Origin of the sequence: Bacillus sp. LNXM12-1 (genome assembly GCF_003004375.1) — a bacterium.
Lineage (GTDB): Bacteria > Bacillota > Bacilli > Bacillales > Bacillaceae > Bacillus.
In genome coordinates this window covers 995,972-1,020,456 of record NZ_PVWX01000001.1, presented here as the reverse complement: position 1 = coordinate 1,020,456, position 24,485 = coordinate 995,972, and the positions used below count along the sequence as shown (strand labels likewise).

Here is a 24,485-nt window from a genome sequence, read left to right as displayed (position 1 = left end):
AATGAAACCAAAAACAATGATGATACACAGCGGAACAACTGGTGATGAAAAAACGGGAGCTGTGTCTGTGCCTATATATCAAGTGAGCACATATAAGCAGCCGAAAGCAGGCGAACATACAGGATATGAATATTCTAGAACAGCGAATCCAACAAGAACGGCACTTGAAACCGTCATTCGTGATCTTGAAGGGGGAGCAAACGGCTACGCATTCGGTTCAGGGATGGCTGCCATTACGGCAGTCATGATGCTGTTTAACAGCGGAGATCATATTGTCCTGACAGATGACGTGTACGGCGGAACTTACCGCGTCATTACAAAGGTACTAAACCGTATTGGCATTCATGCGACCTTTGTGGACACAAGTGATCCTGAAGCGGTGAAAAAAGCAATTTTACCCGAAACAAAAGCGGTTTACATTGAATCACCAACCAATCCTTTACTGAAAATGACTGATCTCAAAGCGATCGGCCAATTGACAAAAGAAGCCAACATCTTAATGATTGTTGATAATACATTTTTTACACCTTATTTCCAAAAACCGATTGAATATGGGGCGGACATTGTCCTCCATAGTGCCACTAAATATTTAGGCGGCCACAGTGATGTCGTAGGCGGGCTTGTTGTAACAGCGACGAAAGAGCTTGGAGAAGAACTTCATTTTGTTCAAAATTCTACAGGTGGAATTCTTGGACCGCAGGATTCATGGCTTCTCATGAGAGGGATCAAAACGCTTGGACTAAGAATGGAAGCACATCAACAAAATGCGCAGAAAATCGCTGAGTTTCTAGAACAACATCCAGCGGTCACACGTGTTTATTACCCAGGTCTTGGTGCTCACCCTGGACATGAACTTGCGAAAACGCAAGCATCAGGCTTCGGCGGAATGATCTCTTTTGATATTGGAAAAGAAGAACATGTCGATGTGTTTTTAAGCCAGCTTAAGCTGTTTACAATCGCAGAAAGCCTTGGAGCGGTTGAAAGCTTAATCTCTGTTCCTGCTCGAATGACTCATGCGTCCATTCCGAAAGACCGCCGGGAGGAGCTTGGCATTACTGATGGTTTAATTCGTATATCCGTCGGGATTGAAGATGTGGATGATTTACTGAATGATATGAAGCAAGGACTAAACGCACTAGTGAATGGATAGATTTACATGCCACTACCTTTCTTTTACTATGTTAAGCTATCAATAGACATGTTAAACAGGAAGGTGATTCAAGTGAAGAAAAAGTGGAGTGGTTTAGTGACAGATTACAAGCAGTACGCTTTTATTTTGCTTGCTGTCAGCACCTTTTTATATATTGGTACGATCATACCAAACCAGCACATCGAAGCATCTCCAAAAATGCTGATGATGGGAATTGATTGTGTTTTCTTATTAGCTGCTTTTCTTTGTGTCAGACGCGCGATCTTTTTTCAAAAGAAACTGCAAGAACTAGATGAAGATTAATTCGAAAAGTCTCCTCATATACGTGAGGGGGCTTTTTTGATTGTATTGGACAAACGGACAAGAATAACTGTAGAAATTTAGTCAAAAACACAAAAATCATCTATATTACTAAAAACAGGTTTACAAAATGGTGCTTGCTGGATATACTTACAAAGTAATTAAAAAACGTAAAGGAGGCTGAAGAATATGTTATTCGTATCTACTTGTGATCAATTCAACCAACAATTTCATCATGTCATCAGCCTGTGGAAGAGCTCGTGTCCTTCCTTTACCTTATACGGTGCACGCTTCAAAACTGTTTAAGTAAACGAGGATTTCACGCATCATCCATTGCAGGTTGGAAGACATTGTCTTTTGATCTGCATTTTTGTGTGCCCGCAGGTCAACTGATAAAGAAGATCTGCGGGCTATTTCGCATGCTGCGAACTGAAGGGAGGTGAGCGTATATGACAATCCATTTATTCTTTATTACATTGACGATTCAGCGTAAATACAAAGACATTGAGACCGTTCTTTATGAACAACAAGTCGAAACATTTTATGAAGAAATGAAGCAGAAACAACTAAAGTATATGAACTAAAACAGGAAAAGAAAAATTGGAAAAGGAGGAGATTGACATGTTTATGATGCTTGCAATGCTTGATTGTTATACTAGGGAGAAGGACCAGGTTTAGACACGCTCCACATTGATCATCTGCACATATGATATCCGTAAAAGGAGATTGTGAGGTGATCAATGAATGTCGATGTCACCATATATGAGGTTTCCGTCAGTGGGGCACGGGTATACGTCCATTCCGCATTCCTTAAAGCACGGGTACGGCAATCCATACCGAATGCAAAGAGAGCAACAAGAAATGCTTAGACGCTATATGTACAATTACAATTATCCAACTTATTGGTATTAAAGAAAAGGAGCAGGAAACAATACGTTTCCTGCTCCTTTTACATTAGCAAATCCAGCTTGCACCGATGATGATCAACAAAATGAACAGTACAACAAGCAATGCGAATCCGCCTGCAAAACCGCCACCGTAACCACCGCAGTCTCCAGAATAACCGCCACCAAAGCCCATAATCTAGCACCACCTTTATCTAATCAAGATACATTCATAAAATATGCAGCTCATGCAGAAAACGAAATCAATCTGAGCACAATTAATGAAAACGCCTATTCAGAACAAAATTTTTAAAAGTTCTGCGAAACATTTTCTGAAAAGATGCCGTCTAATCAATGACAACTAATTAGGACTAGGTCTTAAACTTTGTTAGGCGAGAGCCGATATGAAAAGTAAGAAAATTCGTAAATAGTTTTATTTACTGGTGCAAAGCAGGTGTTAACATTGATTCAAAGCTGGATTGGAAAACAAATGAGGGAACCAAAAGGCTTGTTCTCAAAATGGGTTGCCCGCTATATGGAAAAAAATCATCATAATATCAATGAATGGACGATTCAACTCTTAAATATACAAGAAAACGACCGGATTTTAGAAATCGGGACTGGAAGAGGCATGACATTATCGAAGGTAGCAGAAAAACTTGATCGCGGTAAAGTATATGGAGTGGATGCCTCTCGTCATATGATCAAATATGCAAAAAGAAAACATAAGAAGCTTGTGGAACAGGATAAAGCCGTCGTGACTCTTGGTAAAGCTGAGCATTTACCTTTTGAAGACAGATCATTCAATAAATTATTTACGGTGCAGACCATCTATTACTTGAAGGATATTGAGCAGGTCATGAAGGAAGTGTACCGCGTTCTTCAAGTGGATGGAGAAGTATTCTTATCTTTCCAACAGCAGGAACTGATGAAGGAACAAAAACGGTCACAATCTTTTTCATCGTATAGTGAACAAGAGATCAGCCGCCTATTTTCAGCGTATCACTTTAGAGAAGTTTCGGTTTATCACTATGATACATACATCTGTATCAAAGCGTTAAAATGATGAAAATATTTCCCAGGTAATGAACAAGCGTTTAAAAAGAGGCTCTTCGTCAGAGGAGCCTCTTTGCTTACAATTGTATCCGTGATTGATGGGACGCAAAGTTAAAAAAGACTCTTCATCAGAAGAGTCTTTTCAATGTTATGTAGGCGCCAGCCAGGTGTGTAAGGAATGATAGTATATATAAGGAATTTGTTTGTCGATTAAGGATACCTGTCTGGCTTATTTCTTATATCGACACCGTTCTTCAAAAGTTTAGCTTTTTTTTCAATATTTTCTTTTTTATTTGACTGGAAGATACATTTTTCTCTCCGTGATAGACATTCTTCGCTTTTTTTTTCATCCATTGTGCCATTTGAAGCAGGGAATTGCTTCATAAATAGAGAAAATTGTAGAGACTTCATTTTTAAACAAAAAGGGAGGAATGAAAACATGTCGGGAAACAAAGGTGTCGTTTATAAAGGAGCAGGAAATGTAGCAGTTGAGGATATTGGATACCCTGATTTGATTTTAAGAGATGGCCCGGGTGTACCGAAAGCCAATGTGGGGCGCAAATGTGAGCATGGCGTCATTTTAAAAGTAGTGACGACGAATATTTGCGGAAGTGACCAGCACATGGTGAGAGGGCGTACCACTGCGCCTGCAGGACTAGTCCTTGGTCATGAAATTACAGGTGAAGTCGTTGAGGTTGGACGAGATGTGGAGTTTATTCAAAAAGGAGACCTTGTGTCCGTTCCATTTAATATTGCTTGTGGACGCTGCGTCATGTGCAAGGAACAAAAAACTCATGTGTGCTTAAATGTAAACCCGGACCGTCCAGGCTCTGCCTATGGATACGTCGATATGGGCGGATGGGTTGGCGGCCAATCCGAGTACGTCATGGTCCCATATGCAGATTTTCAGCTGCTCAAATTTCCAGACAAAGATCAAGCGATGGAGAAAATACTTGATCTGACGATGCTTTCCGATATTTTCCCGACAGGTTTTCACGGTGCTTATACGGCTGGAGTAAAGCCTGGTTCGACTGTATATATTGCTGGTGCCGGGCCAGTAGGTCTTGCCGCAGCACATTCCGCTCAGCTCCTTGGCGCCTCTGCGGTAATTGTCGGTGATTTGAATGAACAAAGGCTGGAGCAGGCCAGAAGCTTTGGCTGTGAGACGATCAATTTACGAAAACATGATCGAATCGGCGAACAAATCACGAATATCTTAGGAGAGCCAGAAGTTGACTGTGCCGTCGATTGTGTCGGCTTTGAAGCGTCAGGTCATGGAGATCAAGGAGAAGCACCTGCAACCGTTTTAAATACAATTATGGATATTACCAAAGTTGGCGGTAAGCTCGGAATCCCAGGGCTCTACGTCACAGAAGACCCAGGTGCCGTGGATGCTGATGCAAAAGTTGGTTCTCTGAAAGTGCGAATTGGACTTGGCTGGGCAAAAGCCCATACCTTTGTGACAGGTCAAACCCCTGTCATGCAATATCACCGCAGTCTAATGAAATCCATTTTAAGCGGAAGAGCACAAATCGCCAAAGCGGTAAATGCGACCGTCATTAACCTTGATCAAGCTCCTCAAGGATACAGCGACTTTGATTCGGGTGTGGCGAAGAAATTTGTGATTGACCCGCACGGAATGCTTTCTCGATAATTTTTAACATGGAAGGGGCCGCTCAATAAAATGGGACGGCTCTTTATTGTGGGAAATCACATAGAATATACAAATCCATTTCAAAGGGGAGGAATCAGATGAATTCAGATCAGGCTAAAAGAAGAGTTGTAGAACAATTTGGGAGAAATGCAGAAAAGTATGTGACGAGTCAAACTCATGCAAAGGGAGCAGACCTAGATCTAATTGTTGAATGGGCAGCTCCAGAAAAAAGCTGGATCGTACTCGATATAGCAACAGGTGGCGGGCATACCGCAAAAGCACTGGCTCCATATGTGAATCAAGTGTTTGCGACAGATTTAACGAAAGAGATGCTTTCTAATACATCACTTCATTTAAAAGCGTATCCACAAATTTTTTATGTAGTAGCGGATGCAGAAAGCCTTCCTTTTTTAGATGGAACCTTTGATATGGTCACATGCCGAATTGCAGCACACCATTTCCCGCACCCTGAACAGTTCGCCAAAGAGGCGTCTCGCGTATTAAAGTCAAATGGTCTGTTTTTCTTTATTGATAATGTTTCGCCAAATGATGAAGAGCTTGCACTATTTATCAATCAGCTAGAACGATTGAGAGACCCAAGTCATGTGTCCTGTCTATCTACAGAACAATGGAGGAAATTGTTTTTAGAAGAGGGAATAAAAGAAGTAAGATCAATGGAACGAAAAAAACGTTATCCTTTTCAAGAATGGGTCAAGCGCACAACGAAAACTTTAAAGGAAGAAGAGATTGTTACAGAATACTTGTTAGATGCTAACGAGAAAATAAAGCAATATTATAGATTAAAAATGACAGAGGAAAAAATAGAATCAATAGAGGTGGATGACTGGATCGCTCTTTTCAGGAAAGAATAAAAGTACTTCATTCATATTAGTTATAGAAAGGAATCAATCATATGCTACATTTTAAAGGGAAAACCGTCGTCATCACAGGCGCAGCCAATGGAATTGGTGAATCGATCGCCTGGGGCTATGCAAAAGGAGGAGCGCGTGTGGTGCTTGCAGATATAGATGAAGAGAAGGGCAAGCGTTTGGAGGAAGATCTGAAAAAAGAATCGTTAGAAGCTTATTTTAAAAAAACGGACGTGACACAAGAGAAGGATATTCAACACTTAATGTCGTTTGCAGCGGAGCGCTGCAAAACGATTGATATCCTCATCAATAATGCTGGTGTCATGTGCACAGTATCGCCTTATGAATTAACGGTCGATGAGTGGGATCGTGTGTTACATACGAACCTAAGAGGGACTTTTCTATGTGCAAGAGAAGCAGCACATTATATAAAAGAGAATCCAAAAGGCGGTTCTATTGTGAACATTTCATCCACCCGCGCGACCATGTCAGAGCCTCATACGGAAGCATATGCTGCATCAAAAGGCGGAATATCAGCACTGACTCATGCCTTGGCTGCTTCTTTTAGCCCGGATCACATCACGGTGAATAGCATTTCCCCTGGATGGATTGAAACGAAGGATGAGGAGAATCTTCGAGAGGTCGACCACAAGCAGCATCTTTCCAATCGAGTCGGGACGCCAAAGGATATTGTGAAGGCTTGCTTTTATTTAACAGATGAAGACAATCAATTTGTGACGGGTACAGATTTAGTCGTTGATGGCGGCATGACCAGAAAGATGATCTATGCTGATTAACTTGAAAAAAACATTGACGCTTTGACCGAGACGCAGTACAATATGTAACAATTCAGCTGAAGATCGTGATGAAATAAAAACACAGCGCAAATAGAGAAGAGTACATCATAGCTGTCCCGCACAGAGAACTCCGTTAAGCTGAGAAGGAGCTGGGAAGCATGATGGAACCAAGCCTCTTAGCTCTGCACCGGATTCCTTCGGATGGTGGTGCAGCGACATTCTCCCGTTACAGAGATGGGTTCATGATGACCTGCTAAGGTTCATCTGGCAACAGATGAATAAACTGAGGTGGCAACGCGGAGTAAATCCCGTCCTTAAGACAGAAATGTCTTGAGGGCGGGATTTTTTTATGACAAATAGGGGGAACAGCTATGAAAAAACATTGGCGGGATATGAGTTTGCTGCTTGGAGCCATCGGAATTGCGAACATAGGAGAATGGATTTATATGATTGCTCTCCATCTGCTCATTTTTCAAGAAACGGGCTCTGTGCTGGCTGTAACAGCCGTCTATATGCTGAGACCGGCTGCAGCTCTTTTGACGAACAGCTGGTCTGGCAGTTTGGTTGACAGGCTGAATCAGCGGAATGTGATGATCAGCTTAGATATCACCCGGGCTATCCTGATCGCATGTGTACCCTTTGCGTTATTTTCAGGACATCTGCTGATCCTGTATGTGATGGTGTTTCTTATTCAAATGGCACAAGCGATGTTTCATCCAGCTTCGATGGTATATATGACAGGATTGATCCCGGCGGATAATCGAAAACGGTTTAATGCCATTCGCTCATTATTACAATCGGGTGGATTTTTACTTGGACCCGCAGCAGCAGGTCTGCTTTTTTTAATCGGTACACCTGTTTTTTCAATTTATATAAATGCGATCTGCTTGTTGATATCTGCTCTGTTAACGATGTGTTTACCGAATTTGCTAAAACAAGATGCTGGCCAAAACGGCTTTTCCCTTTCAATGTTAAAAGAGGATGCGAAGCTTGTTCTTCGGTTTAGTTTGACATCACGCCAGATTATGGCGGTGTATTTATTGTTTAGTGCCGCCATCACGGTACTTCCTACTGCCATTGACTCTCTTGAAACAGCCTTTGCAAAAGAAGTGCTGCTGCTGACTGATACAGAATATGGCCTTCTTGTCAGTATAGCTGGGGCAGGCATCATCACAGGCGCAGGTCTCAATTCGGTGATTGTGGAGAGGCTGCCTGTTTCGATCATGCTTGGGATTGGCAGTTTGTTTGTTGCATGTGGCTATCTCATTTATGCTTTTTCCAGCACATTGTTTGTAGCCGCTGTTGGTTTTTTTATACTAGCATTCTTCTTAGCATTTGCGAACACAGGTTTTATGACTTTCTATCAAACGAATATCCCGGTAGAGGTCATGGGGAGGGTAGCCAGTTTTTATGCTTTGGTTGAAGCCATTCTGACGATGATGATGACAGGGGTCTCTGGTGGACTTGCACATGTTTTATCAATCCGAACCTCCGTTGTCATCGGGTGTGTATGTATGCTTCTTGTCTGTTTATTACTATGTTTTGTCATCTTTCGTCCATTGAATGTCAAAAAAATAGTGCATCCTACTTAGAAAATTAAAAAAATTATGTTATGATTATTTAAGTAAGTTAATCAAATTGATGAGAAAAGGAGTCTTACACATGAAAGCACTACGCTGGCACGATCAAAAGGACATTCGACTAGAGGAAATTGACGAACCAACAGTTGCTCCAGGAAAAGTGAAACTAAAAGTAAAATGGTGCGGCATTTGTGGTAGTGATTTACATGAATATTTAGGAGGACCGATTTTCATTCCAGTGAATGAACCTCATCCACTTACAAAAGAAAAAGCACCCGTTACGCTGGGACACGAGTTCTCTGGTGAGGTTGTTGAAGTAGGAGAAGGCGTGAGCAATTACAAAGTAGGCGACCGAGTGGTTGTTGAGCCTATTTTTGCGACTCACGGCCACCAAGGTGCTTACAACTTAGATGAAAACATGGGCTTTTTAGGACTTGCCGGAGGCGGCGGTGGATTCTCTGAATATGTATCTGTCGATGAAGAATTACTTCATTTATTACCAGACGAAATCTCATATGAGCAAGGTGCGCTTGTAGAGCCTTCTGCAGTTGCTTTATATGCTGTTCGTTCTAGTAAAGTACAAGCTGGGGATACAGCGGCTGTGTTTGGCTGCGGACCAATTGGCTTACTTGTCATTGAAGCATTAAAAGCAGCTGGTGCTACTGATATTTACGCAGTAGAATTATCTAAAGAACGCCAAGAAAAAGCTAAAGAGCTTGGAGCGATCATTGTTGATCCTTCTCAATATGAAGATGTTGTTCAAGAAATCGCAAGCCGTACAAACGGTGGCGTCGATGTTTCTTTTGAAGTGACAGGTGTACCTGTAGTATTGAAGCAAGCAATCCAATCAACAAGAATTTCAGGTGAAACAGTCATTGTGAGCATTTGGGAAAAAGGCGCAGAAATTCTGCCAAATGACATTGTCATTAAAGAACGTACAGTCAAAGGAATTATCGGCTACAGAGACGTATTCCCATCTGTATTAAACTTAATGAGAAAAGGCTATTTCTCTGCAGATACGCTCGTCACGAAAAAAATCAAGCTGGACGATGTGATCGAGGATGGTTTCCATGCATTAATCAATGAAAAAGATCAAGTGAAAATTTTAGTTAGTGCTGAGTAGGATGACAAAGGGAATGGCAGAGGCCATTCTCTTTTTTTGTGCACATATTCTACTCATTTTCATAAAGAGGCATGTGGTTGAATAGTGATAAGTGAAAAGATGTTTTGATAAGGGAGATGACATCATGTTTTATCACATCAAAGAACTGCAATATGAAGCAAAGCCCTCAAAGCCTGATCCGCTTTACGCGAAAAAGCTACAAGAAGTATTAGGCGGACAATATGGAGAAATTAGTGTCATGATGCAATATTTATTTCAAGGCTTTAATTGCCGGGCAGATCAAAAATACAGAGATTTATTGTTTGACATAGGGACAGAGGAAATTGGTCATGTCGAAATGCTGGCGACGATGATCGCGCGTTTACTAGATAAAGCACCGGTTAAAGAACAAGAACAGGCGTATCAAAGTGATCCAGCACTTGCAGCTGTCATGGGTGGAATGAATCCTCAGCATGCAATTGTTGCCGGTTTAGGAGCTATGGCAGCAGATAGTCAAGGGTATCCGTGGAATGCCAAGTATATCATTGCAAGTGGAAATTTAATGGCTGATTTTAGGGCCAACTTAAATGCAGAATCACAAGGGAGGCTTCAGGTTACAAGGCTCTACGAAATGACCGATGATCCCGGCGTGAAGGATATGCTTTCTTTTCTTATTGCTCGTGATACATATCATCAAAATATGTGGCTTGCGGCCATTAAAGAATTAGAAGAACGAGAAGGGGACGTCGTCGTACCAACCACCTTCCCGCGCTCACTAGAAAAACAGCAAGTATCCTACGATTTGTTTAACTTCTCAAGAGGAGAAGCAAGCAAGGAAGGCAGATGGGCATATGGCCGAAGCATGGATGGAAAAGGGGAATTCAGATATATTTCTGCACCAGTCGTGTTCGGTTCCGCACCAAAACTAAAACCCGCACCAAAGGAACTGTTTAACACACCGAAAAAAGGCGAATAAAAAAAGCCGGTCAGGTATTTGAGCCTGATCGGCTTTTTTAACGTCCGAGAGATCTTCCGTACACGCTGACACGTTTCTCTAACAAGGCAAAAACGAGTTCAAAGAAAATGCTCAGCAGCCAATAGATCAAAGCAGAGACGAGGTACGTTTCTAAAAACTGATAGCCGTCATTCGCAATGATTCGGGAAATCCCCATGATTTCAAGTACTCCAATCGTAAACGAAAGAGAGGTGGCTTTTAATAGCTGAATGAGCTGATTGCCTAGATTCGGTAAGGCGACCACAAAGGCCTGCGGCAAAATAATGCGCATCATCGCCTGGCGCGTCGTCATACCCACAATTTTTGCCGCTTCAAGCTGCCCTTTGTCTACCGCAAGGAGTGCACTCCGAACCACCTCTGTTAAATGGGCGGCTGAATGGAGGCTGAAGGTAATGAGGGCAACAGCTAATGGGGAGACCATATCTGAATGAAAGGTCAGCCCGAATGTACCGCTCACTTTGATTAGAACAAAAGGGAGTCCATAAAAGAAAGCGAACAGCTGAACAATAAGAGGCGTTCCTCTAAAAAAGGAGACATAGAGTGTCACAAGCTGCCTGAGTACAGGAATGCGAAAGAGACGAATGAAAGCAAAAACAGATCCGAGCAAAAGGCTCACAGCCATGGAAACGAGTGCAATCAATAAAGTAAAAGGAACGCCTTTTAGAATATGAGGTACTTGGTCAATCGCAAATTGAATATCAATGGTTTGCATCAAATCGCCTCCTTAACGTGACAGGCTGGTGCGGCCTTTTACAAATTTCCTTTCAAGCAGCATGGTGATCAGTTCAATGCTCATGCAAATGAGCCAATACACAATCGCAATGATCGCGTACACTTCAAACATGCCGATCCCGTAGTTATTTCCTAAAATGATCTTCACCTGTCCCATGATATCAATAAGTCCGATTGTAAAGGCAATCGCTGTGTCTTTCACGAGATCAATGGTGTAATTTCCGAGGTTTGGCAGTGCAATGAGAAAGGCCTGCGGGATAATAATCCTGATCAAGGCCTGTGTATCTGTCATCCCAACAATGTAGGCGGCCTCCAGCTGGTCCTTCCCAACAGATGAATACGCACTGCGAAAGACTTCAGATAAATAAGCGCCAGTATGTAAAGAAAACGTCATCATCACAAATAACACACGATCCCAATGATTGATTTGAATCCCTGCGACAAGTAAAAGCTGAGGCAGTCCAAAATAAATCAAAAACAACTGAACAATTAAAGGCGTACTTCGTGTAAAAGATAAATAGATAACAGCCAATTGCTTCAGCACTGGGATTTGCTTGATACGAATGAAAGCAAATAGCAACCCGATGATGATAGCAAAAAACAATGACACCGTAATAATGAGAAAAGTGAGTGGCAGGCGTTCAAGCACCTGTAAAAAGATGCGCAGCCAATCTCCAGCTGTAAACGTCATGACGCTTCCTTCCTTTCTTCATTTTGATCCCCTTGCTCTGAGATGTCATCAATATTTTGAAAGAAATCAACACCAAACCACTTTTTCGCAAGCTTAGGCAGTGTTCCATCATCAATCATTTCTTGTGTGATCCGGTCCAAATCTGCTGCAAGCTGCTTCTCGCTTGGCTGTAAGACAAGATAGATAGGCTCCTTTGACACAATGCCGCCAACTTTGACCTTTAGGTTCAAATGCTTTTGAATGGTATCAAAGGTTGAAATGTTCATAAATGCTGCATCGGACCGTCCGCTTTCAACACGTTTTAAGTTGAGTTCATTTGAAGGACTTTCAATGGTCGTCAGTGGAATATCCGGATCATGCTCTTTATTATATTGATTTAATATCGAACGCAAGCCTCCGCTAGGACTGACAGGAGCCAGTTTTTTAGATGTCATATCATCAAGCGATCGAATCTTCTTGTCTGATTCATTCACAATTAAACCTGTCATCGAATAGCCATACGGGACCTTAGGGTAAAGGAACCGCTTTTCACGTTCAGGGTTACTAAAAAACCAATTAGCCGCCATTTCAAACTTCCCTGCGCCTACACCGATTAAATTGGATTCTTCCTCGCCAAAAATGTAATCAAAATGTACGTGGGGAAGCCTCTTTTCCACTTCATTTAAATAATCAATGTTATAGCCAATCGGTTCGTTTCGGTCATTTGTTGCTAAAAAGGGTGGATTGACCTCTGCACTCAGTGCGACTTTCACAATTTGTCTGCCGTCATCTGTCGTGGTTTTCACACTGCTGCAGCCAATCAGAGAAAGGAGAAACAGAAGGACACCGGACATCATGAATGCTGTCTTTTGCTTCATTTGTCTTTCTCCGATCCTTGCCACATTCCGCGATGAATCCTTGATAAAAATTGTTTCGTTCGTTCATGCTGTGGTTTCAACAGGACGTCTTCTGGTGAGCCTTTTTCAACGATTTCGCCATCTGCCATAAAGATCACCGTATCCGCCACGTCCTTTGCAAAAGAAATTTCATGTGTCACAATGACCATTGTCATTCCTTGGCTCGCAATATCTTTGATCATTTCAAGAATTTCTCCTACCATCTCTGGGTCCAGTGCCGACGTAGGTTCATCAAACAAAAGCACTGAAGGGTTCATCGCAAGAGCGCGGGCTATGCCAATTCGCTGCTGCTGACCGCCGGATAATTCACTCGGAAATGCATCCTTTTTATGAAGCAGTCCAATCCGCGTTAAAAATTGCTCTCCGACCTTTTCTGCTTCTTTTTTAGACATGTTTTGAGACACGATCAATCCTTCTGTAATATTTTCAAGTGCTCGTTTATTCTGAAACAAGTGATAATGTTGAAACACCATGGAAGATTGCTGCCTGAGTTTTAGCAGATCTTTTTTATGATATCGTTCAAATTGAATCGTGGCTTCACCAACTGTCAGCTCTCCTTTGTCTGGAATATCAAGGCTGTTTAAGCTGCGGAGAAGGGTGGTTTTTCCTGATCCGCTCGGTCCAATAATGGCGACCACTTCACCTTCTTGTACGGTGAAATCAATGCCTTTTAACACATGGGTCTGCCCATAAGATTTATGTAGATTAGTAGCTGAAATCATAAAAGCATCACGTTCCTTTGACATATGTACTTAATATTGATAAAATTTAACACATTAAATCCTATAAGTAAAGTATGTTTTATTTATTCCGATTGGAAAAATCAGATATGATAGATTGTGAGATACAGAGGAGTTGGATACGTTTTGTCTAAAGCATTATTTGTTGATACCGATTTTCAAAAAACATGGCTTCATCAACTAGAATCTCTTCGTGAAACGATCGAACAAACGGCAAAAGAACACGATGAAGGCGCTTATTTTCCTGAAAAAAACATTGAATCATTAATAGAGATGGGCTATACGACGTTGTCTCTTCCTGCTGAATACGGAGGCGGAGGTCAATCTGTGAAGGATATGGTTCTGTTTCAAGAGACGCTCGGCAGTATGGACGGAGCGACTGCCTTATCCATCGGCTGGCACCAAGGGGTTGTAGGCGAAATCTACGAAAAGAAACAATGGAATGAGCAGCAGCTGCAATTCTTTGCGGAAGAAGTGAAGAAGGGCGCCCTTGTCAACCGTGCTGTGAGCGAGGCGCAGACAGGCAGTCCAACAAGAGGCGGGAAGCCTGGGACAACAGCCACTAGATCAGGTAATGAGTGGATCATCAATGGGCGTAAAATTTTCACAACGATGTCACCAGCACTTACATACTTTTTAGTCGGCGTATGGATTGAAGAAAAAGAGGCCATGGGCTTCTTCTTAATTCATCGTGAGACAGAAGGTGTTTCAATAGAAGAAACGTGGAATGTTGTGGGCATGAGAGGAACTGAAAGTCATGATTTAATCTTAGATCAGGTGAAGGTTTCAGATGACATGCTTGTTGAGGTGCAAAAAGGGCCACGCGGTGGTACGCTAAATCCTTGGATTGCACACATTCCTTCCTGCTATTTAGGGATTGCGCAAGCGGCAAGAGACTATGCTGTTCAGTATGCCATCACCCATTCACCGAACAGCATCAACGGCACAATTAGTGACCTGCCAAATGTCCAAACACTGATTGGTGAAATCGATTTACTATTAAAGCAAGCACGCCACGTCATCTACTCAACGACCACATTGTATGAACAGCCAGAAAAAAGAGAGCTGTTAATCAATGAATTTGGTGCTGTGAAGCATACTGTCGTTAATCATAGTTTGCAAGTTGTCGATAAAGCTATGCGTTTAGTCGGTGCGAAAAGCTTAAGCCTAGACTGTCCACTGCAGCGCTACTATCGAGATATTCGTGCCGGGCTCCATAACCCGCCAATGGACGATATGACGATATCAAAAATGGCGAAACAGGCCATTGAAGAGAAAAAAGAAAGCTAATATACAGCAAAAAGCCGGATGAACCGGCTTTTTTTGTTTGAAAGAAAAGAGGACAAGCGTACCTTATATCTCATCGCTCAACATGCTACAATCAATGGAATCATGGGAAAAGGAGCGATTGTTTTGAAGAAAAAGTATATAAAATGGCTCATTACTGGCATGATGCTGATGGCACTTTGTATAAGCCAGCCTTCATCAACTGAAGGAGCATCACCAGCATGGTCAGTAGATGAATTCATGAAAGATCGGGAAGGCACGTTTGTGATTCAAGAAGTAAAAGAAAAGTCCCCTTGGGTGTATAACAAAAAAAGAGCGAAAGAGCGCTTTGCACCTCAATCGACATTTAAGGTAGCAAACTCCTTAATCGGACTCCAAACAGGCGCAGTGAGAGATGAATACCACATCAAATATTGGGATGGCGTAAAAAGAGAGATTGACAATTGGAATAGAGATCATACATTAGGATCTGGCATGAGAGATTCAGTCGTCTGGTACTATCAAGCCATGGCGCGTGACATTGGAGAAGAACGCATGAATCATTGGGTGAAAGCCATTCATTATGGGAACAAAGACATATCTGGCGGAATCGATCAATTTTGGTTAAGCAGTACCCTGCGAATTTCTCCCATCGAACAAGTTCGTTTCCTCAAACAGCTATATGAAGAGACTCTTCCATTTGACCTAAAGAACATGAGAACAGTCAAACGAATGATGGTACAAGAAGAAGAGAAACATGCCACCCTATACGGCAAAACAGGCTCCGGATCAGACATCGGCTGGTACGTAGGTTTTATCAAACATGAACACAAAACCTACATCTTCGCCACAAATATCAAAGGCACAGGCATAGAAGCAAAAGACATTACCTATCGCATTTTGAAAAAATATCATTTGATAGAAGCATCCGTTTAGGGTGCTTTTTTATGTGTGAAAAAGGGGATATATAGATAAGTTGATGATATATGGATTAGTTTGAAAGAATGATATATTTATAGAAATATATTGAAGTATCATTTCAAATGTATTATTATATATGGCGTAATGTTACAAATGTTACAAATATATGATAAGGAGATTAATATGAACCTAAAAAGAAAAGTAAAATGGAAAAGGAATATCGCGGCACTACTAGCCTTTGTGATGCTTTTATCAATGTTACCTTCTGATATTTTTGCAGAAGAACATGACAAAAATACAAAATCAAGTCATAACAGCTTAGAAGAGTTTGATGATTCAAAAGCCCTGGAAATGGCAGGAATTGACGAAGATGAAATTGGAAAAGACGGAGAAGTTCTTTCAGAAAGAACAGAAAACAGCAAACTTTTTTATGAAGGAGAGGGTGTATTTACACAAGAGGTGTATCCTGATCCTATTCATATTAAAGAGGCTCCAGATGCAGAATGGGAGGCCATCTCTCCAGAATTAAAGACGATCTCGAAAAAAGAAATAGAAACAGAAAATGCGAAATTAGAAACTACTTTTCAAAAGCAAATGAAACAAGGACTATATGCGACATTTGAACACAAGAAGCATCAAATTGAATTTTCAATTTTAAAAGCTTCAGGGAAAAACAAATCAGAAATCAATTCCAAAGATACCTCTGCACAATTTAAAGAGAACACCAACGAGCTTACATATGAAGAGGTATTTCCAAATATAGATTTACAATCATTCACCTTTAATGAAAACATCAAGGAAGATATTGTACTCAATCAATATGATGGCTACAATTCATTTACATTTAAAATAAAGACAGATCTAACTGGGGAAATTGAGGAAGACGGTTCTATTACATTTTACGATCAGAAAAAACGGACCATTTTTCAAGTCCCGAAACCGTTTATGACTGATTCTAATTTAGATGAAAAGTCAGGTGAAGTGGCTCGCTCAGAAGATGTGAGCTTTAAATTAGAAAAAGAAGACGATGGCTATTTACTTCATGTGACAGCAGATGAAAAATGGCTCAAAGATCCTGAACGAGTTTATCCTGTGTCTATCGATCCTTCGACTTCTTTATCTGTATCAGCAGACACATTTATCATGAGTAAGTACCCAACAACAAATTATTCATCCTCTACGCAAAAATGGGACGCTAAACTTAAAAGTTATGTACTCAAAACAGGTTATTACGATAAAACAACTGGTACAAACTATGCGTTCATGAAGTTTAACTCATTCAAACCGATTCAAAATATGAATGTAACGAAAGCGACGCTCAAAACATATGTTGCTCATTCATATTACGGGACGAAGGCTACTGGTCTTTGGCTGGATACAGTGAATGCCAACTATGATCATACAAAACTAACGTGGAACAATAAACCAAGCTCCAAAAACATCGGCAAAGCCAATGTATATAAAGGACAATGGGCGAGCTATGATGTGACTTCAACCATCAAAGCTTGGAATAGCGGAACAGCTAACTATGGCTTTAAATTACATGCAAATGGAAATGGGCAAGACCATTGGAAAAAAATAATCTCATCAACAAACTCTACCAATAAACCAGTCATTGAAGTAACGTATACCATTCCACAGGCAAATGCACCAACTGTAAAAGGTTTTAGTAATGGAAATGGTACAGGCTACTTCAATTTAAGTTGGAAAAAGGTAGCTGGTGCAAAAGGCTACAAAGTGTGGTTATACAACGGAAAAGAGTATGAAGCCATTTCAGTTGGAAATGTGGCATCATGGAGTACAAAAGGAAAGAATATATGGCCAACAGCAAGCGAGATTGCAGCTAAAAAATATAAACTTCATTTAGACGGAAAAGGTGGAACTGAATTAGCAGTTGATCCTTCCCCAGTTTACAAAAACTCAGGTGGCAATTATGCAACAAGTAAAAATTATTGGGTAGCTGTAAGTGCGATTTTTGACCAAGGTGAAGGCGCAATGTCAGCAAAAGTAAAACCTGTCATGCCGAATGTGGCTAGAGCGAAAGCACCTAGTACAAAAGGATTCAATAATAATAATGCAACAGGTTACTTTGATCTTTCTTGGAATTCAGTTTCCGGTGCGACCGGTTATAAAATACAAATGTTTAATGGGAAAAGCTATGAGACGTTGGATCTTGGGAATCAAACTTCATGGTCAACAAAAGGGAAAAAAGTATGGCCGACAGCTGCTGAGATCAAAGCAGGTAAATATGCATTGCACCTCCAAGATGAAAAAGGGGCAGAGCTTCCAATTCATCCTGGTGCGACTTACAAAAATGCTGGAGGAGATGCGGCTCAAAAACATTATTCCTTCAGAGTGATTGCCTATAATAAAGATGGAGAAGCTATTGCTTCACCGCCAGCTGGACCAACTTTACCTGATTTATCTAGACCGAAAGCTTTATCTGGTTATGCTTATACCAATACAAAAGAGAGCCAAACAGGTTATATCAATTTACATTGGGACAAAGTGAAAAATGCAAAAGGATATAAAATTAACATCTATAATGGTAAGGCATATCAATCATTTGATGTGGGTGATGTCGATCATTGGACAACACAAAACAAGAATATTTGGCCGACTCCTACTGAAGTTAAAAGTGGGAAATATGTGCTTCATACAGATGGAAAGGGTGGAGAATTAGCGCTAGACCCATCACCAGTATATGAAAATGCAAATGGAAATTATAAAGGACGCAAGAACTACTCCTTTACCCTTTCCGCCTACGATGCAAATGGAGAAACGATTCCGACACCAGCCTTTAACCCGACATTCCATGAAGGGGCCGAATTCCTTGGAACAGAGGATTACTGGTCGATTATTGATATATCAGACGGTCAGCTTAATGGTGCAACTGGGAATGTGATTGTCAGTGAAGAAGAAATGTCGATTGATGGAAGAGGACCAGGACTTGGAATGGGTCGAACCTACAATAGTTTAGATGCAGCTGACCACCTGTTTGGTCAAGGGTGGTACGCAGATGTAGAAACGAGTATCACGCCAACAAAAGAAGGGGCCATCTATCTTGATGAAGATGCCACAACTCATGTTTTTACAAAAAAAGCAGATGGTACGTATCAACCACCAACAGGTATTTTCCTTGAATTAACGGAATCAAAAGATGAATACATGTTAAAAACGAAGGATCAAACCTTTGCGCACTTTAGTAAAAACGGTGGGAAGATCACCAAGGTTGTAGATGGACATAAAAATACAACGACATACAAATATAACGAAAACAATCAGCTCACTTCAATGGAAGATGCATCTGGCCGAAAAATAACAATGGATTATGATGAAGATGGTCATATCATTTCGGTTCAAGGACCAAAAGGGAAAAAGCTTTCATATGAGTATGATGCAGGTTTACTAACGAAAGTCATTGATTCAGATGGAACAAGTATCTCATATGAATACGATAAAGAAGGCAGATTGATTAAACAATTCTCTCAAAACAGTACAAAAGATCAGCCTGTTTTTACAGAATATCAATATGAAAATCATCGTTTAGTCAAGGCAATTAATGCAAAAAAAGAAACCTTTGAGTATGCATATGATTTATCTAAAAAGACACTCATGCTAACGCAGCCAAACGGGCGAAAAATACAGTATACGTATAACGAAGCAGCCAATCCAATTCAAGTTGTAGATGATGCGGAAGGGCTTAAAATCACCACTAAAACGAAATATGAAGGCAATCAAATCGTAGAAGAAACTGACCCAAATGATGTAGAGAAAGGAAAAGCTACAGAAAGCTATTCGTATGACAAAAATGGCAACGTCATTCAGGCGAAAGATGCTTATGGGACAGAAACCTACGAGTATAACAAAAATAATGATGTCACTAAAGTGAAAGATACAGAAGGAGATATTACAGATATCGCCTATGATGGATTAGATGCTGTATCTGAAACGGATCAAAGTGGAAATATGTCTTCAGCAAGTATTTATGACTCGTACGGGAATTTGGTACAAACGAGTAAAGAACTTGCTGCAGGTGCGAGTATATTAAAAAATGGCAGTTTTGAAGATACGCTAACTGGCTGGAAGCTTACAGCATCTAAGGATGACGGGAAATTAGCGCAAACAGCTGGGAAAAGTGGTGTGTTATCTGGCGGCCGGGTATTAGAAATCAGTTCACAATCGACAACTGAAGGAACAGAACTTGGCTATTCTTCTGCTACTCAAGAAGTGACACTAGAGCCAAATACGACGTATACACTTAATGGAAAAATAAAGACAGAGCTAACGAAAGCAAGAGCATTTTTTAACATTGATTTAAGAGATACAAATAACAAACGAATTCAATGGATCAGCAACGGTTACAGCACATTATCAGGCAAAAACGATTGGACAAAACGCCAAGTCACGTTTACGACGCCGTCTCATGCAGGTAAAGCTGTGATCTATATGGAAGTAGATCATCGAGATAAGGCTGGAAAAGGAAAAGCCTGGTTCGATGAGATTCAGCTGGAAAAAGGCGAAGTTTCATCAAGTTATAATCCAGTCAAAAATAATTCCTTTACGGATAAAACAACAAGCTGGAGCGGAACAGGTGGTTCATTAGATAATGAAGAAGGCTTTAATGATGACGTTTCGTTAAAAATGACCAGAACATCTTCATCTCAAGCAAATGCCATCTATAAACAATCTGTACCGATTGAACAAAGTGCGAATGATCAATCTATGTATGTCACCCTGACTGGGATGTCTAAGGCTGAAAATGTCAAAGCCTCAAATGAAAATGATTACTCACTTCAAGCGTCCGTTACGTATACAGATGGCACAACAGGAACGTTTAATGCGAAATTTCCAACCGGTACACAAGAGTGGAACCGAGCGGCGGTTGTTATACCAAAAACAAAACCATTGAAAAAAGTCGACGTGCAGATTGTTTTCCAAAAAAGCGCGACTGGAACGGTTTGGTTTGATGATATCCGTCTAGTAGAAGGTAGTCTGTTAACGAAAACCACTTACGACGAGAAAGGGAACTATGCAGTTAAAGAAGAGGATGAGCTTGGTTACTCATCTCAATCTGCCTACGATGAAACAGGCAAAAAACTCTCTGAAACAGATGCGAAAGGCGAAAAAACAACATTCGAATATGACCAGGCTGATCAGCTGAAGAAAATCACTTTATCTAACGGGACATCCATTGTGAGAACGTATGATAAAGAGGGCAATGAACAGTCGAAAACCATTCGTGCAGAGTCAGATCAGACGTATCAATTCGAATACGACCTAATGGGCAAATTGACAAAAACCATTGATCCATTAGGGAATGTGTTGAAAAGTGAATATGATGCGAATAGCAACTTAATCAAAACCATTTCTGCAAATGGACATGAAGTGTCTCTCACGTATGATGGAACAGACCGAGTGAAATCCAAGTCATACAATGGGACAGAAAAATATAACTTTAGCTATGATAAAAACGGAAACGAAACAACGGTTGTTAACAAAGAACAAAACACAACCAAAAACAGAACGTTCGACCAACAAAACCGCATCACAAAGTTAACAGAGCGTGGCAGCAGTCAAACTTGGACGTATCCAGCCGATTCAGATAAACTAAAATCTTTTGAGTGGACACACGGAAATCAAAAAGGGACGAACCAATTCAGTTACAATAAGCTTGATCAAATGACGCAGATGAAGGATTCGAGTTCTACGTATTCGTTTGATTATGATGAAAATGGAAATGTCCAGTCCTTTATTACAGGTAACGGCAGTGGTGCTAGTTTTGCTTATGATGAGCGCAATTTAATCAACAATTTGCATATTGGAACAAGCCAAGGCACGACGATCTTAAACGAAGCTTACGAATATGATCAAAATGGAAACAGAATAACGGTTGATCAAGGAAGCAACGGGAAGATTCGTTATGAATATGGAAAATTAGATCAATTGATCAAAGAAAGTCATCCAGATGGCACGGTCATTGAGTACACATATGATGGGTTTGGAAACAGAAAAACAGTTACGACTGAAAAAAATGGCACAAAAAAAACAATCAACGCATCATTCAACATCATGAACCAACTGACAAAGGTAAATGATGAGACTTTAACTTATGACAAAAATGGCAACCGAACGTCTGACGGACAATTCCTTTATGAATGGGATGCAGAAGATAACATAACGGCCATCAAGAAAAAAGGCGAAGACAAGCCATTTGTCACTTACAAATATGATGAGCGTGGATATAGAATTCAAAAAACAGTGAATGGAAAAGTCACCAATTACTTTTATGACGGCGACAGCTTGAATGTTTTATACGAAACAGATGGAGACAACGAAGTCACAAAAGCATACACATACGGTGAGAGTGGACAACTCCTATCATTCACGCAAAATGGAAACAAATATTTCTATCACTACAATGCACACGGTGATGTCATTGCCATGACCAATAGTGCAGGGAAAATCGTTGCTGAGTACGAATACGATACATGGGGCGTCCCAACAAAGGTAAAAGAAGATGAAGAAGTAAAAGGAAACCCATATCGCTATGCAGGTTACCGCTTCGACGAAGAAACAGGACTTTACTATTTAATCGCCCGCTACTATGAACCGAGAAACGGAGTATTCCTATCACTAGATCCAGACCCAGGAAGCGATGGAGATGCACTAGATCAAAACGGATATACCTATGGCAACAACAACCCAGTCATGAATGTAGACCCAGACGGCCATTGGGTATGGTTTGTTGTCAATGCAGGATTTTCGGTATATGATGGATACAAAGCTTATAAATCAGGCAAGGGCTGGAAAGGCGCAGCTTTAGCAGCAGCTTCGAATTTTGGACCTGGGAAGGTATTTAAGGTGTTAAAAGTAGTAAAGCGTGCTAAACGATCTTCAAATATTGCCCACAATGCTGCTAGGCATAGCAAATTAAAAGAACATTATAAGCAATCACAAAAATATGGCAAGGCAAAAGTTAGGCATTTATCTGGGGGACGTTACCGTTACTATGGCCACGTAACACCGGCTAAGAAAAAAGGGGAAATGGCGGGCAGAAGAGTAGTAAGAGAATGGAATTATAAAACAGGAAAAAAGAGAACATGGCATGAAACTATTGATCATCGTGGTAAAGTAAGACAAGTAAGACCACAAAATGGTAAAGTTAAAGTGCATTACCGCTTTAACAGTAAAGGTCAGTATATAGGGAAGTGGTAATTTATGGTCGAACCAGAAATGATAGACTGTATAAATAAAATACAAAAAGTCTTAAATGGGACTATGACTAGAGAAGAAGTTTCTGATTGGGCTGAGATTTATGTTAGTGCAGATGATCCTGAAGTCGATGATGAAAAAGTTTGGGATATGCTGATTCTTCTAAGTGGAATTGATTTGAAAGATGCTCCCAATTCCTATTTCCACACAGAAGAGGATTTGGAAGAATGGATAAGAAAATATAAATAGCTTTAGTAGAAATGTGCCTTTTAGTATTTTATTCACTAAAAGGCGCATTTTTTGTTATTTATTTGTTGCCCAAATTTTAAACATGAGAAGATATGCCAAAAGGGTATATAGTTTTATGGAACCTTATAAACTTTTACGAAAGTTAAAGTAAGTGTATTGTTATAGAGGTAATACAAAAGAAGTCCAAGAATTAAAAATTATTCTACAAATATAAGTAAAAAGTAATTCAAGAGAATAATTGAAAATAAAATAATCAAAATTACAAAATGTCACTCATCATGAAATACGATTTACAAATGTGGTAAGGTAATTCTAGATTTGAAGAATTAATAACAGAAGGGGTAAAATAGAAAATTTTAAATCTGTCTTTCATCTTTATGATACAGGGAACTTGAACAATGAACTACTTGAAGAATTTGATTCAAATGCAAATTTTCTATTTAACATCAATGGGATGTTACTCGCAATAGAATCGAAAAACGTATGTTTCGATTCACAAGAATTTGTTTGCAGTGTATAGGAAGATCTTATTAGCGTCTAAATAAGAATTAAAAACAATGAGAGGTTGGGGAGAAATCCATGAAAATCAGCCGTGATAAACAATGTTTATTCGATGATGTAAAACAACGTTATCAATACTTATTAGATTCATCTTATCCAGATGATATCATCTCTTTTGAAGAAGAAACTGGTATGTACTCAGATGATTTTTATATGTTTTTTTCACTTGTTGCAGGCAGCTTAAGTTATGTGGTCGATCATAAACGAATACCGAAAAAACAGTTAAACGTGCTGCGTCAGTCATTTGAAGAGCAATATCCCCAAATCAAATCGTATCAACAGATCCTTGAATCATATCCTTTATTGCACTCCTATGCTCAATACCATGAAGAAACAAGAAAACGAATCATTGCACTTATACAATAACCTCTTGGAGGACAAACGATGACATGGTTTTTAAATGAAAAAGTCCAGAAACAAATCCCTGATTTCAATATCAACCATCTAAAGCAAATCAATGAATTTCACTACTTTAAAGAGTATAATGAACATTACGACTTGATCAACTGTATTGTTCTGCATATCCCATATGAATCCCCGAATCTACAAGCAGACATTCGTCTGAAATTCACCAATGTCTCTTCTGTTCAAATCAAAGATTTGGAGTTAACAAACGATGACCATATTATATTGAACATTCAACTTTTGGATAGAGGCTGGGAATATTTGAATTACTTTGTTGAAGATTATGAAGAACAGTATTTTTCTTTTTATTGTCAAACGGTTCAAGTCATACAAGTCGTATCAAATGAATCGGGCTAGTCTCTCTACATATGTGCGAATGATGCTTTTCCATCCCAACATAGA

The 24,485-nt window shown here is 40.2% G+C and carries 23 protein-coding genes; 18 read left to right on the top strand and 5 right to left on the bottom strand.

All coding sequences use genetic code 11. The features are described from left to right. Position 1 precedes the first annotated feature (1 nt). The 4 genes from C6Y07_RS05370 to C6Y07_RS18855 all read left to right on the top strand — a co-directional run bounded on the left by C6Y07_RS05370 (position 2) and on the right by C6Y07_RS18855 (position 2,362). Positions 2-1,150, top strand: a complete 1,149-nt coding sequence (locus C6Y07_RS05370) for a bifunctional cystathionine gamma-lyase/homocysteine desulfhydrase (RefSeq protein ID WP_034661473.1) — start codon at positions 2-4, stop codon at positions 1,148-1,150. A gap of 72 nt (positions 1,151-1,222) precedes the next feature. Then, positions 1,223-1,453, top strand: coding sequence for a YrhC family protein (locus tag C6Y07_RS05365; RefSeq protein WP_041815772.1), 231 nt, complete (start codon positions 1,223-1,225; stop codon positions 1,451-1,453). A gap of 446 nt (positions 1,454-1,899) precedes the next feature. Further along, complete coding sequence (locus C6Y07_RS05360) at positions 1,900-2,034, top strand: YrzI family small protein (RefSeq protein WP_008342648.1); 135 nt, start codon at positions 1,900-1,902, stop codon at positions 2,032-2,034. A gap of 166 nt (positions 2,035-2,200) precedes the next feature. After that, positions 2,201-2,362: a hypothetical protein gene (locus C6Y07_RS18855; RefSeq protein WP_212040727.1), complete on the top strand. Its 162-nt coding sequence runs from the start codon at positions 2,201-2,203 to the stop codon at positions 2,360-2,362. Positions 2,363-2,404: 42 nt separating this feature from the next. Here the strand turns inward: C6Y07_RS18855 and C6Y07_RS05355 are convergent, their stop codons facing one another. Continuing rightward, a complete protein-coding gene (locus tag C6Y07_RS05355; RefSeq protein WP_106048532.1) occupies positions 2,405-2,530 on the bottom strand; it encodes a YjcZ family sporulation protein in 126 nt (41 codons plus the stop codon). A gap of 267 nt (positions 2,531-2,797) precedes the next feature. On the opposite strand from C6Y07_RS05355, the gene C6Y07_RS05350 reads away from it, so the two are divergent. The 7 genes from C6Y07_RS05350 to C6Y07_RS05320 all read left to right on the top strand — a co-directional run bounded on the left by C6Y07_RS05350 (position 2,798) and on the right by C6Y07_RS05320 (position 10,368). Continuing rightward, entirely contained in the window at positions 2,798-3,400 is a 603-nt protein-coding gene (locus C6Y07_RS05350; protein WP_065098495.1) for a class I SAM-dependent methyltransferase, read from the top strand. Between the two features lie 429 nt (positions 3,401-3,829). Continuing rightward, positions 3,830-5,044, top strand: a complete 1,215-nt coding sequence (fdhA, locus tag C6Y07_RS05345; RefSeq protein ID WP_106156324.1) for a formaldehyde dehydrogenase, glutathione-independent — start codon at positions 3,830-3,832, stop codon at positions 5,042-5,044. A gap of 98 nt (positions 5,045-5,142) precedes the next feature. Then, positions 5,143-5,916 carry a class I SAM-dependent methyltransferase gene (locus C6Y07_RS05340; RefSeq protein WP_106156322.1) on the top strand — a complete coding sequence of 258 codons (774 nt, stop codon included), beginning with the start codon at positions 5,143-5,145 and terminating at the stop codon, positions 5,914-5,916. Positions 5,917-5,957: 41 nt separating this feature from the next. Then, a complete protein-coding gene (locus C6Y07_RS05335; RefSeq protein ID WP_106156320.1) occupies positions 5,958-6,710 on the top strand; it encodes an SDR family oxidoreductase in 753 nt (250 codons plus the stop codon). A 371-nt stretch (positions 6,711-7,081) separates the two neighbouring features. Continuing rightward, entirely contained in the window at positions 7,082-8,302 is a 1,221-nt protein-coding gene (locus tag C6Y07_RS05330) for an MFS transporter (RefSeq protein WP_066030617.1), read from the top strand. A gap of 70 nt (positions 8,303-8,372) precedes the next feature. Beyond that, on the top strand, positions 8,373-9,413 hold the full coding sequence (locus C6Y07_RS05325) for a 2,3-butanediol dehydrogenase (RefSeq protein ID WP_034661461.1): 1,041 nt from the start codon (positions 8,373-8,375) through the stop codon (positions 9,411-9,413). Between the two features lie 124 nt (positions 9,414-9,537). Beyond that, entirely contained in the window at positions 9,538-10,368 is an 831-nt protein-coding gene (locus C6Y07_RS05320) for a manganese catalase (protein WP_066030618.1), read from the top strand. 37 nt (positions 10,369-10,405) lie between these two features. Here the strand turns inward: C6Y07_RS05320 and C6Y07_RS05315 are convergent, their stop codons facing one another. Genes C6Y07_RS05315 through C6Y07_RS05300 form a run of 4 tightly spaced genes read right to left on the bottom strand, consistent with a single transcriptional unit; the run spans position 10,406 to position 13,448 of the window. Further along, positions 10,406-11,119 (bottom strand): amino acid ABC transporter permease, encoded by a 714-nt coding sequence (locus tag C6Y07_RS05315; protein ID WP_066030619.1) that lies wholly within the window; start codon positions 11,117-11,119, stop codon positions 10,406-10,408. A gap of 12 nt (positions 11,120-11,131) precedes the next feature. Beyond that, complete coding sequence (locus C6Y07_RS05310; RefSeq protein ID WP_095285488.1) at positions 11,132-11,830, bottom strand: amino acid ABC transporter permease; 699 nt, start codon at positions 11,828-11,830, stop codon at positions 11,132-11,134. Continuing rightward, complete coding sequence (locus C6Y07_RS05305) at positions 11,827-12,687, bottom strand: amino acid ABC transporter substrate-binding protein (RefSeq protein WP_106036901.1); 861 nt, start codon at positions 12,685-12,687, stop codon at positions 11,827-11,829. The genes C6Y07_RS05310 and C6Y07_RS05305 overlap by 4 nt, the downstream gene beginning before the upstream one ends. Next, positions 12,684-13,448: an amino acid ABC transporter ATP-binding protein gene (locus tag C6Y07_RS05300; protein WP_066030622.1), complete on the bottom strand. Its 765-nt coding sequence runs from the start codon at positions 13,446-13,448 to the stop codon at positions 12,684-12,686. The genes C6Y07_RS05305 and C6Y07_RS05300 overlap by 4 nt, the downstream gene beginning before the upstream one ends. Before the next feature lie 144 nt (positions 13,449-13,592). Here C6Y07_RS05300 and C6Y07_RS05295 point away from each other — a divergent pair, with 144 nt between their 5' ends. The 7 genes from C6Y07_RS05295 to C6Y07_RS05270 all read left to right on the top strand — a co-directional run bounded on the left by C6Y07_RS05295 (position 13,593) and on the right by C6Y07_RS05270 (position 24,440). Further along, on the top strand, positions 13,593-14,756 hold the full coding sequence (locus C6Y07_RS05295; protein WP_106156318.1) for an acyl-CoA dehydrogenase family protein: 1,164 nt from the start codon (positions 13,593-13,595) through the stop codon (positions 14,754-14,756). Positions 14,757-14,879: 123 nt separating this feature from the next. Beyond that, the gene (gene blaBPU, locus C6Y07_RS05290; protein ID WP_060596701.1) at positions 14,880-15,668 is read left to right on the top strand and encodes a BPU family class D beta-lactamase; all 789 of its coding nucleotides are present in this window, start codon (positions 14,880-14,882) and stop codon (positions 15,666-15,668) included. 168 nt (positions 15,669-15,836) lie between these two features. Continuing rightward, positions 15,837-22,871 carry a DNRLRE domain-containing protein gene (locus C6Y07_RS05285; protein ID WP_106156317.1) on the top strand — a complete coding sequence of 2,345 codons (7,035 nt, stop codon included), beginning with the start codon at positions 15,837-15,839 and terminating at the stop codon, positions 22,869-22,871. Between the two features lie 3 nt (positions 22,872-22,874). Next, positions 22,875-23,117 (top strand): DNA-binding protein, encoded by a 243-nt coding sequence (locus C6Y07_RS05280; RefSeq protein WP_050943707.1) that lies wholly within the window; start codon positions 22,875-22,877, stop codon positions 23,115-23,117. A 391-nt stretch (positions 23,118-23,508) separates the two neighbouring features. Beyond that, the gene (locus tag C6Y07_RS19390) at positions 23,509-23,637 is read left to right on the top strand and encodes a YxiG family protein (protein WP_423190654.1); all 129 of its coding nucleotides are present in this window, start codon (positions 23,509-23,511) and stop codon (positions 23,635-23,637) included. A gap of 59 nt (positions 23,638-23,696) precedes the next feature. Continuing rightward, a complete protein-coding gene (locus C6Y07_RS05275; protein WP_106156315.1) occupies positions 23,697-24,044 on the top strand; it encodes a YxiJ family protein in 348 nt (115 codons plus the stop codon). A gap of 18 nt (positions 24,045-24,062) precedes the next feature. Continuing rightward, on the top strand, positions 24,063-24,440 hold the full coding sequence (locus C6Y07_RS05270; RefSeq protein ID WP_106156313.1) for a hypothetical protein: 378 nt from the start codon (positions 24,063-24,065) through the stop codon (positions 24,438-24,440). The last annotated feature ends 45 nt before the right edge of the window (positions 24,441-24,485 follow it).

What these genes read in the sequence shown, in the direction of transcription:
- C6Y07_RS05355 (WP_106048532.1), bottom strand. Translation starts at nt 2,530, where the DNA reads ATGGGCTTTGGTGGCGGTTATTCTGGAGACTGCGGTGGTTACGGTGGC.
- C6Y07_RS05360 (WP_008342648.1), top strand. Translation starts at nt 1,900, where the DNA reads ATGACAATCCATTTATTCTTTATTACATTGACGATTCAGCGTAAATAC.
- C6Y07_RS05340 (WP_106156322.1), top strand. Translation starts at nt 5,143, where the DNA reads ATGAATTCAGATCAGGCTAAAAGAAGAGTTGTAGAACAATTTGGGAGA.
- C6Y07_RS05300 (WP_066030622.1), bottom strand. Translation starts at nt 13,448, where the DNA reads ATGATTTCAGCTACTAATCTACATAAATCTTATGGGCAGACCCATGTG.
- C6Y07_RS05275 (WP_106156315.1), top strand. Translation starts at nt 23,697, where the DNA reads ATGAAAATCAGCCGTGATAAACAATGTTTATTCGATGATGTAAAACAA.
- C6Y07_RS05270 (WP_106156313.1), top strand. Translation starts at nt 24,063, where the DNA reads ATGACATGGTTTTTAAATGAAAAAGTCCAGAAACAAATCCCTGATTTC.
- C6Y07_RS05305 (WP_106036901.1), bottom strand. Translation starts at nt 12,687, where the DNA reads ATGAAGCAAAAGACAGCATTCATGATGTCCGGTGTCCTTCTGTTTCTC.
- C6Y07_RS05330 (WP_066030617.1), top strand. Translation starts at nt 7,082, where the DNA reads ATGAAAAAACATTGGCGGGATATGAGTTTGCTGCTTGGAGCCATCGGA.
- C6Y07_RS05310 (WP_095285488.1), bottom strand. Translation starts at nt 11,830, where the DNA reads ATGACGTTTACAGCTGGAGATTGGCTGCGCATCTTTTTACAGGTGCTT.
- C6Y07_RS05315 (WP_066030619.1), bottom strand. Translation starts at nt 11,119, where the DNA reads ATGCAAACCATTGATATTCAATTTGCGATTGACCAAGTACCTCATATT.
- C6Y07_RS05320 (WP_066030618.1), top strand. Translation starts at nt 9,538, where the DNA reads ATGTTTTATCACATCAAAGAACTGCAATATGAAGCAAAGCCCTCAAAG.
- C6Y07_RS18855 (WP_212040727.1), top strand. Translation starts at nt 2,201, where the DNA reads ATGTCACCATATATGAGGTTTCCGTCAGTGGGGCACGGGTATACGTCC.
- C6Y07_RS05370 (WP_034661473.1), top strand. Translation starts at nt 2, where the DNA reads ATGAAACCAAAAACAATGATGATACACAGCGGAACAACTGGTGATGAA.
- C6Y07_RS05285 (WP_106156317.1), top strand. Translation starts at nt 15,837, where the DNA reads ATGAACCTAAAAAGAAAAGTAAAATGGAAAAGGAATATCGCGGCACTA.
- C6Y07_RS05335 (WP_106156320.1), top strand. Translation starts at nt 5,958, where the DNA reads ATGCTACATTTTAAAGGGAAAACCGTCGTCATCACAGGCGCAGCCAAT.
- C6Y07_RS05280 (WP_050943707.1), top strand. Translation starts at nt 22,875, where the DNA reads ATGGTCGAACCAGAAATGATAGACTGTATAAATAAAATACAAAAAGTC.
- C6Y07_RS05325 (WP_034661461.1), top strand. Translation starts at nt 8,373, where the DNA reads ATGAAAGCACTACGCTGGCACGATCAAAAGGACATTCGACTAGAGGAA.
- fdhA (WP_106156324.1), top strand. Translation starts at nt 3,830, where the DNA reads ATGTCGGGAAACAAAGGTGTCGTTTATAAAGGAGCAGGAAATGTAGCA.